Raw genomic sequence first — 16,295 nt, forward strand, 5'->3', positions numbered from 1 at the left:
ATAAAGTGCATCCAAAACAACTCGTTGCTCAAAGCGTAAATGGAAATGTTATGCAGAGCAACAAAACCTCGCAATTTTGAGGCTCCACGACGATAGCGAGAAACAGAAAATTTTGCTCACCATAAAAACGAGCCAATCACACACTTGGATTGGCTCGTTTAAATTTTGTTAATACATTATGTATGCTAAGAATCAACTATTAGCGTCTGGCTGATTCTCTGGCATCGCATCAATAAAAGCTGGCAGTTGATTGCATGACTGCACAACAGCGTTAATGGTTGGATAAAGAGAGGTATCTACACCAAAGCGTTGTGCGTTATAAAATTGTGGTACCAGACAAATATCGACAATAGATGGCGAGCTTGTCAGGCTAAACTTGCAATCACCATTTAGTTTACGATGCTTCTGAAGTTTCTCTTCTAATGCTGTAAAACCTTTGTGGATCCAGTGATGAATCCAAGCGACTTTGCGCTCTGACTCGCAAGCTAACTCCCCCTCTAAATACTGTAGAACTCTCAAGTTATTCAGGGGATGAATTTCCATTGCAATATCCTGAGCCAAAGCTAGTGCTTGATATCGAAGCGGCGTTTGCTCGGGGATCACAGTGACATCCGGGTAGTGTTCTTCTAAGTATTGAATGATCGCCAGTGACTGGGTTAACTGAACCTCCCCATCCACCAGCAAAGGAACCAGTTCAGAAGCGTTTAACTCATGGTACTCGTCACTGTGTTGTTCGCCACCATTGCGCACCAAGTGTACCGATTTTGAATCATACGATAACTCTTTAAGATTCAAGCAAATACGCACACGATACGCCGCCGATGATCGCCAGTATCCGTATAAAATCATGCTATCGCTCATATCGTCTCCCAACCAGCATTGTTAGTGCTTGAGATATTGGCTAACTTGTTGGTCAATCGAGCCGAATATGTTGTTGCCATCCGCATCGAACATTTCCAATCTAATTGAATCTCCAAACGACATGAAGTTAGTCGACGGCTTACCATCACGAATGGTTTCAATCATGCGAACTTCCGCGATACATGAATAGCCAACGCCACCTTCTTCAATAGAAGTGCCATGTTCCGTTCCCTGCTTGTTGGATACCGTACCTGAGCCTATAATCGCCCCAGCAGATAGCGGGCGCGTTTTAGTCGCGTGAACAATTAAGTCTGCGAAATCAAACGTCATATCGATACCCGCATTTGGGCGACCAAACGGCTTGTGGTTGTATGTCGAGACCAGTGGTAAATGCACTTTGTTTTCGTACCACGCATCGCCTAGTTCGTCAGGTGTTACTGCCACAGGAGAAAACGCAGAAGAAGGTTTAGATTGGAAAAAACCAAACCCTTTAGCTAACTCTGCCGGAATTAGACCGCGCAGTGAGACATCATTCACCAGCATGATCAAACGAATCGACTCCTGAGCCTCTGCAACACTCGCGCCCATTGGTACGTCACCAGTTACCACAGCCACTTCACCTTCGAAATCAATACCCCATTCATCACTCGCAAACTCGATGTTGTCACAAGGTCCAATAAAGGCATCAGAGCCTCCTTGGTACATCAGCGGGTCCGTCCAAAAACTCTCTGGCATTTCAGCGCCGCGAGCTTTTCGAACCAACTCAACGTGGTTTACGTAAGCACTGCCATCAGCCCACTGATAAGCGCGAGGAAGCGGCGACTCACAGTAGTGCGCTTCAAACTCTTCATACCCTGCAACCGTGCCATTGTTCAGTGCAACGTATAGCTCTTCCAGTTGCGGTGCTAGCGTATCCCAGTTATCAAGCGCCACCTGCATCGTCGGAGCTAAGTTCATGGGGTGGAAAATTTCTGTCGCAGGTACGCAGCGCGTTAAGTCTTTGCTCACGACCATCAACAAACCGTCACGAGTGCCATTTTTCTTGGTTGCTAATTTCATCCTTGCCTCTTACTTCTCTTGCCAGCTATAGACGTATTCTTTGTTTTCTACTTTTTCCAGCTCATCCGAAAACTGAAGTGCGTGACGCGTATCAATCATGACCGCAACTTCGTCGGTGAAAGTCTTCTTGTGCTCTCGCCCTGCTTTGAATGCTTTCGGGTGAGGACCATGCGTAAATCCTGCTGGATGGAATGTCACCATACCCGCTTCAATGTTGTCACGGCTGAAAAAATCACCTGCATGGTAGAACAAGACTTCGTCATAATCGTCATTGTTGTGATAGAACGGTACTTTGAGCGCTCCGGGATCACTTTCAATTGGACGAGGAACGAAGGTACACACCACAAATCCTGCTCCTACAAATGTAGTATGTGCAGAAGGCGGTAAGTGATAACGATGTGACATGAGTGGACGAATATCACGCCAGTTTACTTTTACTACCGCCAAATCACCATGCCAGCCAATCGCATCCAGCGGGTTGAATGGGTAAGTGATAACACTGACTTTATCGTGGCGTTTCACCTGAACCTGTGTTTGATTCTCAGAATATTGAGCACGGAACTGATCGTTGATCGACGGCGTTTCTAAAACCGCCGGATCAAACACCGCGTGGTTTCCAACCATGCCTTTTTCGGGCAATGTATAAGCCGCATCGGTGTTTTCGATCATCAGAATGAACATCGGCTCGCTTGGCTCTAAACGCCAGCTCGTTGAGCGCGGGATCATGACATAATCCCCTTCACTCACTTTTAAATGACCATAATCACAATACAGATCTGCCGTTCCTTGGTGGATGAACAGCAGTTCGTCGCCATCAGCGTTTCTCACCAAGAAGTCCATTTTTTCATCCATACGCCAAACACGAACTTTACAATTCGCGTTGTGTAATAGATGCGGGACTGCCCAAGGGGTAATATGGCTGGCTTTCTCGACTAGATTAAAATCGAACGCTCGTGGACGTAGCTCGCCCTCCCACTCAGACCATCCCGTTGGGGCATGTTGATGATGAAAATGTGTTGCGGGGCCAAAAAAACCACTTCGACCTGCCTCACGTTCATAAATTGCCTCTTCCGGGAAGTCAGCATGCGCTTGTTTAGAGCACACTCCCTCCCGGTGAGGGAATGTGATCCATTTATGCATCGCTCAATACTCCTCGGCGAATTTGGTCTTCTTCTATCGATTCAAACAACGCTTTGAAGTTACCCTCGCCAAAGCCTTCATTGCCTTTACGTTGGATGATTTCGAAGAACACAGGGCCGATAACGGTTTGAGTAAAGATTTGTAGCAAGATGCCATCTTTCGTTGGCGCACCATCAATAAGAATCTGCAAATCACGAAGCTTGCTTACATCTTCACCATGGCCTTCAACACGCTGATCGACTTTCTCGTAGTAAGTATCTGGCGTTGGCATAAAGTCCATGCCGCGCTCACGCAATGTTTTGACCGTTTCGTAGATGTCGTCTGTGGTCAATGCGATGTGTTGAATACCTTCGCCATTGTATTCACGGATAAACTCTTCAATCTGTGATTTATCATCTGACGACTCATTGATAGGAATGCGGATTTTGCCGCAAGGTGCGGTCATCGCACGGCTGACAAGACCAGTCAGCTTACCTTCGATATCGAAATAACGAATTTCGCGGAAGTTACCAATGCGCTCATAGAAACCTGACCAGACATCCATGTTGCCCTGCTTAACGTTGTGCGTTAAGTGGTCGATTTCGTAAAGACCAACATTCGCTTTTGATAAACGCTCATCAGCATCATCATAAAAACGAAAATCGACATCATAAATACTCTGCTTTCCATAACGGTCGACAAAATAAAGCAAGCTTTCACCGATGCCATAAATAGCAGGAATGCTTAGCTCCATCGGCCCAATTTCCGTTTTATATTCTTTACCGCCATTCTCTAACGCATGCGCCAGAGCAACGGTGGCGTCTTTCACACGAAAGGCCATGCCACAAACCGACGGACCGTGAACTTTGGCGAATCCCTCAGCTTGGCTATGCGGCTGCGCATTCACAATAAAGCTAATGTCACCTTGTCGATATAACCACGCTTCTTTTGAGCGATGCTTTGCAATCTCCGCAAAACCTAACGATATAAACAGATCTTTAAGCTGTTGAATGCCTTTGTTGTCAGCAGCGGTATATTCAACAAACTCAAATCCGTCTGTTCCTAGTGGGTTATATGCATCAACCATGACTTTCTCCTTGTCTCAGTAGCTTTTGTTTGGACTTATTTTTCTAACTTGGCGCAGGTCTTGAGAAATTGGAATACGTGGGGAGAAATCTTTATCTTGGCGATTTTTACGCATAATTGTAAAATATATGTTACACACAGAGAACGCATCGAACCCACTTTCGTAAACATCAAACGAACTGCTTATTTTCAATATATTAGATTGATATTTTCGGCTTTACGCCACCACATAAAATGTAAACAAGTTGTTACTTTGGCATTTTATCTTGGCAACGTAGCTCAAAAAGCAAAAGGGGATGGAAAGTCTATTGCACCCTATCTCTATCCGATTTATTCATTTGATCCTGCAAAACATCAAAAGTAATGTTTCGTGACGCTTCATACAGTTCGAAAGGCTCATCGGTCAGAATCGTGTCATGGATACCCCTTTATTGATTCACCTCAGTTTTATTCAAAAGTAGCTGTGCCATAAGTGGTGCTCTGTTCCCTATCGAGCCGAGCCACAAGGCTTCACGCTCGATTAGAAAAAGAGACATCTAATGACACACATCAATCAAGAACGCTTAGTTGAACACTTTTGCCAACTAGTACGTATCGACAGCGAATCAACAAACGAAAAACAAATTGCAGAAACACTGGCAGAACAGCTAGGCGAGCTAGGCTTTACCGTACGCAAACTTCCAGTACCTGAGCACATTTCTAACGGTTTTAACGTGTACGCCCGTTTAGACGGCAAAAAAGACGGCTCTATTCTAATGAGCTGTCATATGGATACGGTCACTCCAGGTATTGGCATTGAGCCACTCATCGAAGACGGCGTTATCCGTTCAAAAGGCAATACGATTCTTGGTGGCGATGATAAATCTGGTATTGCTGCCATCATGGAAGCCGTTCGTTGTATTCAAGCGGAAAACCGTGAGCACAAAACGTTAGAACTTGCTTTCACCGTGTATGAAGAAGGCGGTTTATTCGGTTCACAATACTTCGATATGTCACACGTCACTTCAACGGAAGCAATCGTGTTAGATACGGGTGGCCCTATTGGCACCATTGTGACCGCAGCCCCAGGCCAGCAAAAAATCATGGCAAAAATCAAAGGTCGACCAGCACACGCAGGGCTTGCGCCAGAAGAAGGCATCAGTGCGATCATGGTGGCGGCTGATGCTATCAACCAAATGAAGCTGCTGCGCATCGACGAAGAAACGACAGCCAACATCGGTATGGTTAACGGCGGTCAGGCCACAAACATTGTTATGCCTGAATTAAAAATCGTGGCAGAAGCACGCTCCCTGAATGGCGATAAACTAGATGCTCAGGTCAATCATATGATCTCAACATTAGAGTCTGTCTGTAAAAAACACGGTGCAGAAGTCGAAATTGAATCTAGCCGAGCCTACGACGCTTTTGTTATTGAAGAAAACCACCCACACGTAAACGCTATAAAAGCAGCGTTTTCAGAGTTGGGCATTGACGCCTTCACAAAAGGCACTGGCGGCGGTAGCGATGCCAACAACTTTAACAAGAAAGGTCTCACAACGGTCAACCTTTCAACTGGCATGGCAAAAGTACACACGACAGAAGAGTTTATCGCGGTAAGTGATATGGTCAAAATCACTGAGTTCGTGAAACATTTCCTAGTCAGTTAACGTCGTGCCTTTTGAAGAGCAGACTGACTATCTTCCCCTTCTAGCCTGTGCTTGAAGGGGATTTTAATTTGTATCGAAGCAAAATTACTTCCCGTCATGCCAACTTGATATCAGATCTTCAAAGAAATTCCCCTAGCTCACTTTTTGAGACCAGACAGCTCAACACCCGACACCCTGTTACAGTAATGTTAAAACTCGATTGTGCAGACAATTTATACAATATACATTTTTGGCATCTTTCAGGATGAAAAGAGTGAGACAAGGATGAAATTACCTAAGTTGCTTTTATTAGCGTCGATGATGAGTCCAATACTGGCGACATCAAGCTATGCCGCGCCGTATCCCGCAGGAGTGACCCTCGATGAGACACAAGAAATTACGCTAAACAATGGAGCTGAAGTTACTTCTATTGATCCAGCCAAGCAAGCCGCAGAGCCCGCTTTTAATCTCGGTCGAGACCTGTTTGAAGGTCTGGTCATTCAAGATAAGCAAGGTAAAACCATTCCTGGTGTTGCTGAGTCTTGGTCAGTCAATGACAACAATACGGTTTATACCTTCCACTTACGTGATGCAAAATGGTCAAATGGCGAAACGGTCACTGCACAAGATTTTGTCTACAGCTGGCAACGCTTACTGAATCCAAGCACTGCTTCACCGTACGCTTGGTTTGCGGCCATTCCAAATATCGAAAACTCGCAAGCCATTATGAAGGGCGAAGCCGAGCCTGAGTCTTTGGGCGTGAAGGCGCTGGATGAAAAAACATTCCAGGTTACACTCGAAGAGCCTATTCCCTTCTTTACGAAACTATTAAGTCATCCCGTACTTGCACCCGTTCATAAAGCGACCGTTGAAAAACATGGCAACCGTTGGACCCAGCCTGAGCATATAGTTACAAATGGTGCGTTTACTGTCTCTGAATGGAAAGTTAACGAAAAACTGGTGATGGTTAAAAATCCACATTATTGGGACGCAAGCAATGTAGTGCTGGAAAAAGTCACTTGGCTACCAATTGGTGATGCAAACGTAGTGCTAAACCGCTACCTAGCTGGTGAGATAGACCAAGCGGTTTCCATTCCTGCCGCCCAGAAGAAAAAGTTAATTCAACAACGCCCACAAGAAGTGGCAAGCACCAGTGCTTCTCTTGGCTCCACATTCTATTACCTCAACACTCAACAAGGACCAACAAAAGACGTGCGGGTTCGTAAAGCCCTCTCATATGCCATTGACCGTCAACTGTTAACGAGTGCTATTTTGAGAAACGGTGGGGTTCCAATGTATACCCTTGTGCCACCTCAAACAGATGGTTTTAAATCTCACACTCCTGAGTTCGCAACTTGGAACCGCCATAAACGTATCGAAAAAGCGCAGCAATTACTGTCAGAAGCTGGATACGATAAAAGCAATCCGCTTAAGTTAACGTTTACCGTACCAACTTTCTCGATGGACGTAAAAATGGCAACCACCATGGCAGGCATGTGGAAAAGCCGACTGGGTGCGCAAGTCACGATAAAACAGCTAGAACCGAAAGTGTTCTACGCACTTAAAGAGCCGACCGACATTACTCGCGGCGGCTGGACAGCCGACTACAATGAAGCCTCTACGTGGTTAGATATCTTTGTTTCTAATGGCGAGTACAACGATTCTCGTTATAACAACCCGCAATACGACGAGTTAATGGCTCGCTCAAAGACCATGAGCAACCCATCAGAACTGTATCTACAAGCAGAAAGCATGCTGATTGAAGACATGGCCATTATTCCTATTTATCGTCCGGGTAACGATCAATACCTCATCAAGCCTTACGTGGGCGGCTACGAACTGACAAACCCTGAGTCGTCGTACTACCGCAAGAATGTCTATGTAAAAGCCCACTAAAAGCATGTTTTCGGTCTGAGTCGGCAAGTTCAATGTTTACTTGCCGTTCCTCATATCTCTCGGTGGAGAAGGCAACCTGAGCTCAGACCATTTTTTTATTCATAACCGTTCGAAGTGATTTCGGATGACCAAAGGATGATGGATCATGATTTGGTACATTGTTAAGCGATTAGCTATCGCTATCCCCACGCTTCTATTCATCGCACTCGTATCATTTTGGCTGATGCACATTGCACCAGGGGGGCCATTTGATATGGAACGGCCTATGCCAGAGGTGGTACGTGCGAATATCGAAGCAAAATTCCATTTGGACCAGCCCTTCCTTACTCAGTTTTGGATTTACATTGGTAATTTCATACAAGGAGATCTCGGTCCTAGCTTCGTTTATCAAGACTTCAGTGTTACACAGCTCGTCGCACAATCATGGCCTGTTTCAGCAGTATTAGGCGTACTCTCTTTTTGTATCTCCGTTCCACTTGGCATGCTACTTGGCACCATTGCGGCATTGAACCGAAATAGCCGCCTAGATTACGGCCTGATGACACTTTCGATGACTGGAGTTGTGGTTCCGGCTTTCGTGCTTGCTCCAGTTTTAGTTATGATCTTCGCTATTCAGCTCGGCTGGTTCCCTGCTGGTGGTTGGGAAGGGGGAAAACTGGCTTTCCTTGTTCTTCCCGTGCTCAGCCTGGCGATTGGCTCCATTGCGAGTATTGCACGCGTCATGCGTGGCGCAATGATTGAAACACTCAACCAACCATACATTCGAACGGTAAAGGCCAAAGGTTTGTCCACAACCTACATTTTATTCCATCACGCTTTGCGACCATCCCTGATTCCCGTCGTTGCGATGCTCGGCCCTGCGTTTGTGTCTGTCGTGACAGGCTCGGTAATTATCGACATTTTCTTTGGTACAGGTGGCATGGGACAACACTTTGTGTCTGGGGCTCTCAACCGCGACTACGGCCTAGTAATGGGCATTACTCTGATTGTCGCTTCACTCACTATCTTCTTTAACCTTGTGGTCGACTTGCTATATACGATTATCGACCCTCGTATACGCGTTTAGGAGTCCGGCATGTTAACGATCAAAAAACTGGATACACAAGCTCTTCAAGATCAAGTCGTCGACAATATTGAAGCCGTCGAAGGTCGCAGTCTTTGGCAGGATGCATGGACTCGATTTCGTAAAAACAGAGCCGCGATGACATCAGTGTATGTTTTGGCGTTCATTACCTTATGCATCACCTTCGGCCCCTCTCTTGCCGCTTTTGGCCATGATGAAATTGACTGGGAAGTGCTCATCGATCCATACGAACTAGGGAAACCTTCACTGAGCAGTGGCCATTACTTTGGTACCGATGATCTCGGGCAAGATGTCTTTGCTCGCACGATGCAAGGCGGCAGGCTCTCTATTTTGGTGGGTTTTGTCGGGGCCTTAGTCGCCGTTGTTATTGGTACGATTTGGGGAAGTATTTCCGGCTATCTTGGCGGCGTTGTCGATAGCGTAATGATGCGCATTATTGAGGTGCTCGATTCGGTGCCATTTATGTTTATGGTTATCCTGTTTGTTACCCTTTTTGGCAACAACATCTACCTGATTTTTATCGTGATCGGAATGGTATCTTGGCTGGGCATTGCCCGTGTTGTACGTGGTGTCACCTTCGGTCTAAAAAAGCGAGAGTTCATCGAAGCCGCACACTCTATTGGGGTTTCTAAATTGACAATTGTCCGACGCCATGTTCTGCCTAATGTGCTTGGGATCGTGATGGTTTATTCCTCCTTAATGGTACCAGGGTTCATTATGTTCGAATCGTTTTTGAGCTTCTTAGGGCTTGGTGTTCAACCACCCGACACGAGCTGGGGAATCCTAATCTCCGAAGGCGCAAAAACGATTGACGTTGCATTGTGGATGCTGCTTTTTCCCTCTCTGTTTTTAGTTGCCACCCTCTTTTGTTTTAACTTCATCGGCGATGGCTTGCGTGATGCTCTTGACCCGAAAGACCGATAAGGACAAACCCATGCTATCTATTGAAAACATGAACGTGCGCTTCGATACGCCAGATGGGCAAGTGCAAGCGGTCAGTAATCTCTCCTACTCGATTAAAGCGGGCGAAACTCTTGGGATTGTTGGGGAATCAGGTTCGGGAAAAAGCCAATCTGTTTTCGCATTAATGGGGTTAACCGCGGACAACGGCGCCGTGTCTGGCAGCGCGATGTTCCACGGTGATGATTTACTCGCGATGTCTAAAAAGCAGCTCAACCGCATCCGTGCAGAGAAAATCGGAATGATCTTTCAAGATCCGATGACGTCACTCAATCCATTCATGAAAATTGGCAAACAGCTTTGTGAAGTTCTCATGATTCATAAAGGAATGAGCCGAAAACAAGCAAAAATTGAATCGATTCACATGTTAGATGCGGTGCGTATTCCCTCTCCCGGAACTCGGATGAATCAATACCCTCACGAGCTATCTGGCGGAATGCGTCAGCGAATCATGATAGCGATGGCCTTGTTGTGTAAGCCCGAGTTGTTAATTGCAGACGAACCAACCACCGCATTAGATGTAACCGTTCAGGCTCAAATTTTGACGCTATTACGAGACTTACAACAAGAGTTCAACACCGCAATTTTACTGATCACTCACGATATGGGCGTCGTCGCCGAGATGTGTGATCGCGTATTGGTCATGTATGGTGGTCAAAAAATGGAGCAATCCGATACCGAGACATTGTTCGCTCAACCTGCTCACCCCTATACTCAAGGCCTGCTAAAGGCTATTCCTTCTATCACTGAAGATATGCCACGTTTACCAACCATCCCTGGTAACCCACCAAGTGCGTTGATTAACCATCAAGGGTGTCCGTTTAGAGAGCGGTGCGAGCATCGAGAGACGCGTTGCCAATACGAAACCCCACGGTTTTCTCCATTAAACACGAGCCAGTCCATTGCCTGTCACGTTAACGCACCCAGTGTTATCACTCCTATTCAAATAAAAGCTTAAGGAGGCGTTATGAATAAAAAAGAAGTCCTCATGTCTGCTCGTGATTTAAACGTCCACTTTCCTGTTTCGCGTCACCTTATTCCAAGTCAACGTAAAATCGTGAAAGCGGTCAATGGTATCGACTTAGATGTTTATCGAGGTGAAACACTTGGCATTGTGGGGGAATCAGGATGCGGAAAATCAACGCTTGCACGCGCGTTACTTCGCTTAATTGAACCCACACATGGCGAGTTGACTTGGAAAGGTCAAGACATGCTCGGGTTTAGTAAAAAAGAGCTTTCCTCTCGACGTAGAGAATTTCAGATGGTGTTTCAAGACCCATCCGCTTGTTTGAATCCGAGATTAACTATCTCAGAATGCATCGCCGAACCACTGCTCACCCACGAGCCACAACTTAAACGGGCAGAGGTAGAAAAGCGTGTCATCGCTATGATGGATAAAGTGGGTCTCTTGGCGAGCCAGCGAAACCGCTATCCACATGAATTTTCCGGAGGTCAATGCCAGCGTGTGGGCATTGCCAGAGCATTAATTCTCAATCCAGATTTGGTCGTGTGTGATGAACCCGTTAGTGCGCTAGATGTCTCCATACAAGCTCAGGTCATCAATCTTCTAGATGATCTTAAACAAGAAATGGGGTTAACACTGGTAATGATTGCGCACGACTTAAGCGTGGTGCGCCACATCAGCGACCGCGTTATGGTGATGTATCTTGGTAAACCTATGGAAGTAGGACGTTACGATAAAGTATTTGATGATGCACAACACCCCTACACCAAAGCACTGTTATCTGCTGTCCCGATAGCTAATCCGCAATTAGCACGTGACCGTGAAATACAACTATTGCCCGGCGACCTTCCTTCTCCACTTAATCCACCGAGCGGTTGCGTTTTTCGTACTCGATGCCCAGAAGCAACAGAAGTATGCGGGCAACAGAACCCAATAAAAACAGGCTCGGAGCAGCATCATATCTATTGCTCAAATATGACTTTAGGAACCATTTAATGAACAATACTAACTCAGTAAACCAACGCCTTACGTTATTGCGTGAGGCAATGTCCTTTCACAACGTGTCTGCATATATCGTGACCAACAATGACCCACATAACAGTGAATACTCAGCGGATCATTGGTTAGCGCGAAGCTGGATTTCAGGTTTTACCGGCTCAGCAGGCGATGTCGTCATTACCCAACAAGGTGGTGGCCTGTGGACTGATGGTCGTTACTATATTCAAGCTGAAGAACAGTTACACGGCACAGGGCTGGAACTGTTTAAAGCCAAACAACCAGAAACGCCGACAATTACCAAATGGCTGGCTACCACGCTCCCAGAAAACAGTATTGTCGCGGTTGACGGGCGCGCCATCAGTTACGCTTTTTATCAAGGCCTCAAACAAGCCTTTGAAGCGAAAAACATTAAGATCATTCTCGACCTGGATTTACTCACACCGATTTGGCTTGAAAGACCACCTCGCCCAAGTGCACCCGTATTCGAGCACCCCACCGCTTTTGCTGGCGTTGACACTGAAAATAAGTTAGCGAGAATCCGTTCTTGGTTAACCGAGAACCAAGTAGATAGCTTATTAGTGTCAACGCTAGATGATGTCATGTGGACAATGAATATTCGAGGTGGTGATACGAATTACTGCCCAGTTTCTGAAGCCTATCTAGTCGTAGAGCAATCACTTGCGACACTGTTTATTGATAAAGCCAAACTGCCTCAAGACGTTGAAAGAGCGCTGACCGAGCAGAGTGTACACATTCGCCATTACAACTACGTAAGTCAGTATTTGAATCAGCAATGTGAGGGATTATCGCTCGCTTTTAACCCGACCCACACAGACAGCTTATTGGTGAGTTCGATTGAAGGGAATGTGAATCTAAAGCCAATGGCTTGCCCTGTAACGGCAATGAAGGCCATAAAAAATGCGACCGAGCTAACTAGCCTAGAACAGGCATTAACAGATGATGGTGTGGCAATCGTAAGGTTTATGAACTGGCTCGAAGAGCAAGTTCCAAGCGGACTCGTTACAGAATTGTCTGCTGAGGCACAACTGAATCACTATCGCCGTCAAACCCGACATTATGTGAGTGACAGTTTCCGCACTATCGCAGGCTTCGCAGCTCACGGGGCAAAAATGCATTATGCCGCCGATGAAGAAAGCAATGCGGCAGTCAATGAAAGCAACTTCTTTCTCGTCGATTCTGGTGGCCAATACCTTGGCGGGACAACAGACATCACCCGTACTTTCCACTTCGGGTCACCGACCATTAAGCAGCGCAAAGATTATACCTTGGTGCTCAAAGCGGTCATCCGACTGACTCAGACTCGATTCATGAAAGGCTCTACGGGTGCCAATCTTGATATCATGGCGCGTGGCGTCTTATGGCAACATGGTATTGATTACAAGTGCGGCACTGGACACGGCGTGGGCATTTGCTTGAATGTTCACGAAGGCCCACAAAATTTCTCGCAAAGCCACCATGAGGTTGAGCTAAAACCGGGTATGGTCATTACTAATGAACCAGGCGTTTATCGCGAAGGTGAGTACGGGGTAAGAATAGAGAACATTCTTAAAGTTGTAGAAGTAGAACAAAATGAGTTCGGCACGTTTTACGGTTTTGAGACCATCACTCTTGCTCCAATTGCGACCAACGCCCTTGATTTATCAATGCTAGATCAAGCAGAGCTAGACTGGCTCAATCATTACCATTCACGAGTCTATCAAGCGCTTAGCCCTTTTCTTGATGCGCAAGATAAAAACTGGCTTCAAAGCACAACCCAACTTATTGAGAAATAGGATATCAGCAAGTTTTATAACGTTTTCATTTTCATCTCAAACTCCTTGTTTGCCAGCCTTCGGGCTGGTTTTTTTATAGAGATAACGGCGTAAAAAACAAAAACGCCCCGCGATGTTAGCGAGGCGATCCATTAAATTAAAATGATGCAGTTAAACTGCCCTACTGACGACACTTCTGAACATCAAAATCAACCACGATGGCGGCATTCTCAAAGTCACCAGATACTTTAACGTAGCCCCAGTAGTTGCTCTGATTTGACAACGTAATACACTCTCCATTACCAATATTATCTGACCACCCGTGAAGATTAGTATCATCCGGCCAACCAGAGTTACTGTATTCAAGCTTTAGGTTGCCCGTACCATTCCCCGTCGTTATCGCCAGGTTTGAGCTCTCATTCACCGCTGGTACGCTCAGCCAAATGGTTTGTTGATTTGCCAAGCAAACTGGTTCTCCTGCTGTTAAGCGCCCACCGCTTACTTTACTTTGCACCGCGCAGTCTTGTGGCAATGTGTCATTACCGCCCAACGCTGAGATAACAACAATATGAGTGGCGGTTGCCGTCAAGCCTTCACTGTCTGTCACACTTAGGCTGACCGAATACTTCCCTTCACTCCCATATTGGTGCGTCGGCTTGGTTTGTGTACTTGTCGAGCCATCACCGAAGTCCCATAAGACGCTGACGATCTTCCCGTTTGGGTCTGTACTGTTTTCACTGCTAAATGTAATGCTTTCACCGACTTTCCCCTTGTTGTTTGCGGTTATGACTGCATTAGGTGCACCATTTGAGACAAGGGCTTGCTGCCACTGCTCAAACTCACTTTGATATAAATTCGCCCATTGGGTGATCGTGGCCTTGTAATTGCTCCAATTCCCTTGGCGTGTTTCCACCAGCATTTGGTTTACGTCATCTTTATGATTTTCAAACATAAAACGTACAGCTAAGTACCCCCAACGATAAATTCGATCGACATCAAACCCATCATAAGTAGTCTCGAAAATCTCACTTAAGGTATATGTCGAGCCGTCTAAAATCGTCTCAAGTGCTGCTTGGTTGTCATTTTCTTGAGCGACATACTCTGCAATGCCTTCACTCCACCACACTATTTTTTCAGTTGGATGACTAAACCCTCCATAGAGATCAAATCGACCATCTAAGTAATGCACGTATTCGTGCTCTAGGTTCCAGACAAAGTGATCCGCGTTCGCATAAGAGGCTTCATAAGCAATAAAGTTGGGAATATTCCCCGGCTGGGAAGGGTCGCCCTCCAAGTACATACCGCCATTGTCAGTACTAATATCGAAAATTGGCCCTGCGTACTTACCATAATCAGTGCTTGAATCGAAGATATTGACTTGGAGCTGAGTGTTGTGGTCATCTTTTACTGGTTGTTCACCAGTTTCTAAAGACTGATGAAAGTAACCCTCTTCGTAGCCCATTTTAGAACATGCGGCCGCGTGTTGCTCTTGCGTCATATTCTGAGACAAAATTCGGATTGTCGGGCTACAAGTATAAGTTTGCGATAGCACCAAGCCTTTTAGCTCAGTTTCGAAATTACAAATTCCGAACTCACTACAATCTGCGTAATATGAGGCGGTGTCCGCCGCCGCAAGCCAAACCGCGTCACCCCGACCATACATTTCATACTGTTCAAAGATTCGACTTAGCTGACTCTTCACCACAGAACTCGCGTTACCCGCATACTTGGTCAAACGCCCGAGCTCTCGCCCCGCATTCGCGGCCATAAACTCATCTTCAGCACCGATTGATGACGCCCTTAGAGCGAAATCGCCTAAAGCTTTGGCAAGGTCCGTTTGGTTGCCAATTATTTGCACAAATTGCTCGTTCCACTGCCCACCAAACAAAATAGTAAAAACACCGTTAACCGCATTGCGCATATACCAGTGCTGGGCGTATTGATCATTCCAACGAGTAAGCCACTGGGTCACTTGCGGTAAGTACGCGTGCTGCAAGCCCGCACTATCCATAGTGATGATGACTTCACTAAGCACTTTGCCGTGACGGTCGCTGTTCTCGTAGAAATTTGCGTTGTTAACAAACGCATCCACGGATTCTTTCACCGCTGGGGTGACCCATTCAATAAATGAGATGTTGTCATTGTAAAACTCGGCGTAATAACCTGCGCGTAAGTATAAGAACAACGTTTCTAGTTCATCGCTCCCGCCACCTGTATACCCCTTCGCCAATGTCGTAGTACGCTTCGCAATGTTGTACATATGATCGGAGCTAAATACCGACTCTTGAATCCGACTTTCAGCAGAGAATAGCTGGTTCACACACGTCGCGCCCTGACTTAAAATTTCGCCGATCAATTGGTTACTGCTTTCGGTAACCAATGCTTCCAAATCACAAGCAGTGCTCGACTCATCAAGGCTTTCAAGTGACTGTACTCGAGTTGCCTTGGAGGGCTGAATAGGGAGAGTTGCGGTTGGTTGGTATTCAACTCGATTGGATTCAACACCGTGTGTATGAGCCGAATGTGCATGTTGCTCTGTAACTTGAGAAACTGGCTCGCTTAACGCAAATACGCCAGTACTGGTTAATGTTGTCGCAATCGCGACACTCAAAATCTTCAGTTCCATCTAATTTCTTCTATATTGAGTTTTCCTTAAATGCATTACGTCTTTTGCATCGCCACTGCCCTTATTACTGCAAGAGCATCTCCATATAATCTACTCGCAAGACAAGATGAAACATTTTGTTAACAACTAAACGTAGCGGTGTCAGTTTTTGGTACTAGAAGGAACACGGAGTGAGCTTCTAAAATTCGTATTTGTTAAAAAATAGAGATGAGCTAGAGAAGAAACGTGTAGTTAAACGGGTATA

General features: G+C 46.0%; 12 protein-coding genes. 7 read left to right on the forward strand and 5 right to left on the reverse strand.

The genetic code is table 11. The features are described from left to right. Positions 1-192: 192 nt before the first annotated feature. Genes maiA through hppD form a run of 4 tightly spaced genes read right to left on the reverse strand, consistent with a single transcriptional unit; the run spans position 193 to position 4,126 of the window. Positions 193-861: a maleylacetoacetate isomerase gene (gene maiA / locus L3V37_RS04960; RefSeq protein WP_167415165.1), complete on the reverse strand. Its 669-nt coding sequence runs from the start codon at positions 859-861 to the stop codon at positions 193-195. Positions 862-882: 21 nt separating this feature from the next. After that, positions 883-1,920 (reverse strand): fumarylacetoacetate hydrolase family protein, encoded by a 1,038-nt coding sequence (locus tag L3V37_RS04965; RefSeq protein ID WP_025766743.1) that lies wholly within the window; start codon positions 1,918-1,920, stop codon positions 883-885. Positions 1,921-1,929: 9 nt separating this feature from the next. After that, positions 1,930-3,060, reverse strand: a complete 1,131-nt coding sequence (locus L3V37_RS04970) for a homogentisate 1,2-dioxygenase (protein ID WP_005388948.1) — start codon at positions 3,058-3,060, stop codon at positions 1,930-1,932. Then, the gene (gene hppD / locus L3V37_RS04975; protein WP_005377835.1) at positions 3,053-4,126 is read right to left on the reverse strand and encodes a 4-hydroxyphenylpyruvate dioxygenase; all 1,074 of its coding nucleotides are present in this window, start codon (positions 4,124-4,126) and stop codon (positions 3,053-3,055) included. The genes L3V37_RS04970 and hppD overlap by 8 nt, the downstream gene beginning before the upstream one ends. A gap of 538 nt (positions 4,127-4,664) precedes the next feature. Between hppD and L3V37_RS04980 the strand changes: the two genes are divergently transcribed. The 7 genes from L3V37_RS04980 to L3V37_RS05010 all read left to right on the forward strand — a co-directional run bounded on the left by L3V37_RS04980 (position 4,665) and on the right by L3V37_RS05010 (position 13,446). Next, positions 4,665-5,771 (forward strand): M20/M25/M40 family metallo-hydrolase, encoded by a 1,107-nt coding sequence (locus L3V37_RS04980; RefSeq protein WP_005377836.1) that lies wholly within the window; start codon positions 4,665-4,667, stop codon positions 5,769-5,771. A 264-nt stretch (positions 5,772-6,035) separates the two neighbouring features. Further along, positions 6,036-7,646 carry a peptide ABC transporter substrate-binding protein gene (locus L3V37_RS04985; RefSeq protein WP_237305937.1) on the forward strand — a complete coding sequence of 537 codons (1,611 nt, stop codon included), beginning with the start codon at positions 6,036-6,038 and terminating at the stop codon, positions 7,644-7,646. A gap of 145 nt (positions 7,647-7,791) precedes the next feature. After that, positions 7,792-8,712, forward strand: a complete 921-nt coding sequence (oppB, locus tag L3V37_RS04990; RefSeq protein WP_130546048.1) for an oligopeptide ABC transporter permease OppB — start codon at positions 7,792-7,794, stop codon at positions 8,710-8,712. Between the two features lie 9 nt (positions 8,713-8,721). Next, positions 8,722-9,654, forward strand: a complete 933-nt coding sequence (locus L3V37_RS04995) for an ABC transporter permease subunit (RefSeq protein ID WP_005377839.1) — start codon at positions 8,722-8,724, stop codon at positions 9,652-9,654. Between the two features lie 10 nt (positions 9,655-9,664). After that, the gene (locus L3V37_RS05000) at positions 9,665-10,648 is read left to right on the forward strand and encodes an ABC transporter ATP-binding protein (RefSeq protein WP_237305938.1); all 984 of its coding nucleotides are present in this window, start codon (positions 9,665-9,667) and stop codon (positions 10,646-10,648) included. Positions 10,649-10,657: 9 nt separating this feature from the next. After that, positions 10,658-11,650, forward strand: coding sequence for an ABC transporter ATP-binding protein (locus L3V37_RS05005; RefSeq protein WP_170891373.1), 993 nt, complete (start codon positions 10,658-10,660; stop codon positions 11,648-11,650). Continuing rightward, positions 11,650-13,446, forward strand: coding sequence for an aminopeptidase P family protein (locus L3V37_RS05010; RefSeq protein WP_237305939.1), 1,797 nt, complete (start codon positions 11,650-11,652; stop codon positions 13,444-13,446). Before L3V37_RS05005 ends, L3V37_RS05010 begins: the two co-directional genes overlap by 1 nt. Positions 13,447-13,606: 160 nt before the next feature. Here L3V37_RS05010 and L3V37_RS05015 read toward each other — a convergent pair whose 3' ends face one another. After that, entirely contained in the window at positions 13,607-16,051 is a 2,445-nt protein-coding gene (locus L3V37_RS05015) for a collagenase (protein ID WP_237305940.1), read from the reverse strand. Positions 16,052-16,295: the final 244 nt, after the last annotated feature.

The organism is Vibrio sp. D54 (assembly GCF_021728075.1).
GTDB classification, from domain to species: Bacteria; Pseudomonadota; Gammaproteobacteria; order Enterobacterales; family Vibrionaceae; genus Vibrio; species Vibrio alginolyticus.

What these genes read in the sequence shown, in the direction of transcription:
- maiA (WP_167415165.1), bottom strand. Translation starts at nt 861, where the DNA reads ATGAGCGATAGCATGATTTTATACGGATACTGGCGATCATCGGCGGCG.
- L3V37_RS04965 (WP_025766743.1), bottom strand. Translation starts at nt 1,920, where the DNA reads ATGAAATTAGCAACCAAGAAAAATGGCACTCGTGACGGTTTGTTGATG.
- L3V37_RS04970 (WP_005388948.1), bottom strand. Translation starts at nt 3,060, where the DNA reads ATGCATAAATGGATCACATTCCCTCACCGGGAGGGAGTGTGCTCTAAA.
- hppD (WP_005377835.1), bottom strand. Translation starts at nt 4,126, where the DNA reads ATGGTTGATGCATATAACCCACTAGGAACAGACGGATTTGAGTTTGTT.
- L3V37_RS04980 (WP_005377836.1), top strand. Translation starts at nt 4,665, where the DNA reads ATGACACACATCAATCAAGAACGCTTAGTTGAACACTTTTGCCAACTA.
- L3V37_RS04985 (WP_237305937.1), top strand. Translation starts at nt 6,036, where the DNA reads ATGAAATTACCTAAGTTGCTTTTATTAGCGTCGATGATGAGTCCAATA.
- oppB (WP_130546048.1), top strand. Translation starts at nt 7,792, where the DNA reads ATGATTTGGTACATTGTTAAGCGATTAGCTATCGCTATCCCCACGCTT.
- L3V37_RS04995 (WP_005377839.1), top strand. Translation starts at nt 8,722, where the DNA reads ATGTTAACGATCAAAAAACTGGATACACAAGCTCTTCAAGATCAAGTC.
- L3V37_RS05000 (WP_237305938.1), top strand. Translation starts at nt 9,665, where the DNA reads ATGCTATCTATTGAAAACATGAACGTGCGCTTCGATACGCCAGATGGG.
- L3V37_RS05005 (WP_170891373.1), top strand. Translation starts at nt 10,658, where the DNA reads ATGAATAAAAAAGAAGTCCTCATGTCTGCTCGTGATTTAAACGTCCAC.
- L3V37_RS05010 (WP_237305939.1), top strand. Translation starts at nt 11,650, where the DNA reads ATGAACAATACTAACTCAGTAAACCAACGCCTTACGTTATTGCGTGAG.
- L3V37_RS05015 (WP_237305940.1), bottom strand. Translation starts at nt 16,051, where the DNA reads ATGGAACTGAAGATTTTGAGTGTCGCGATTGCGACAACATTAACCAGT.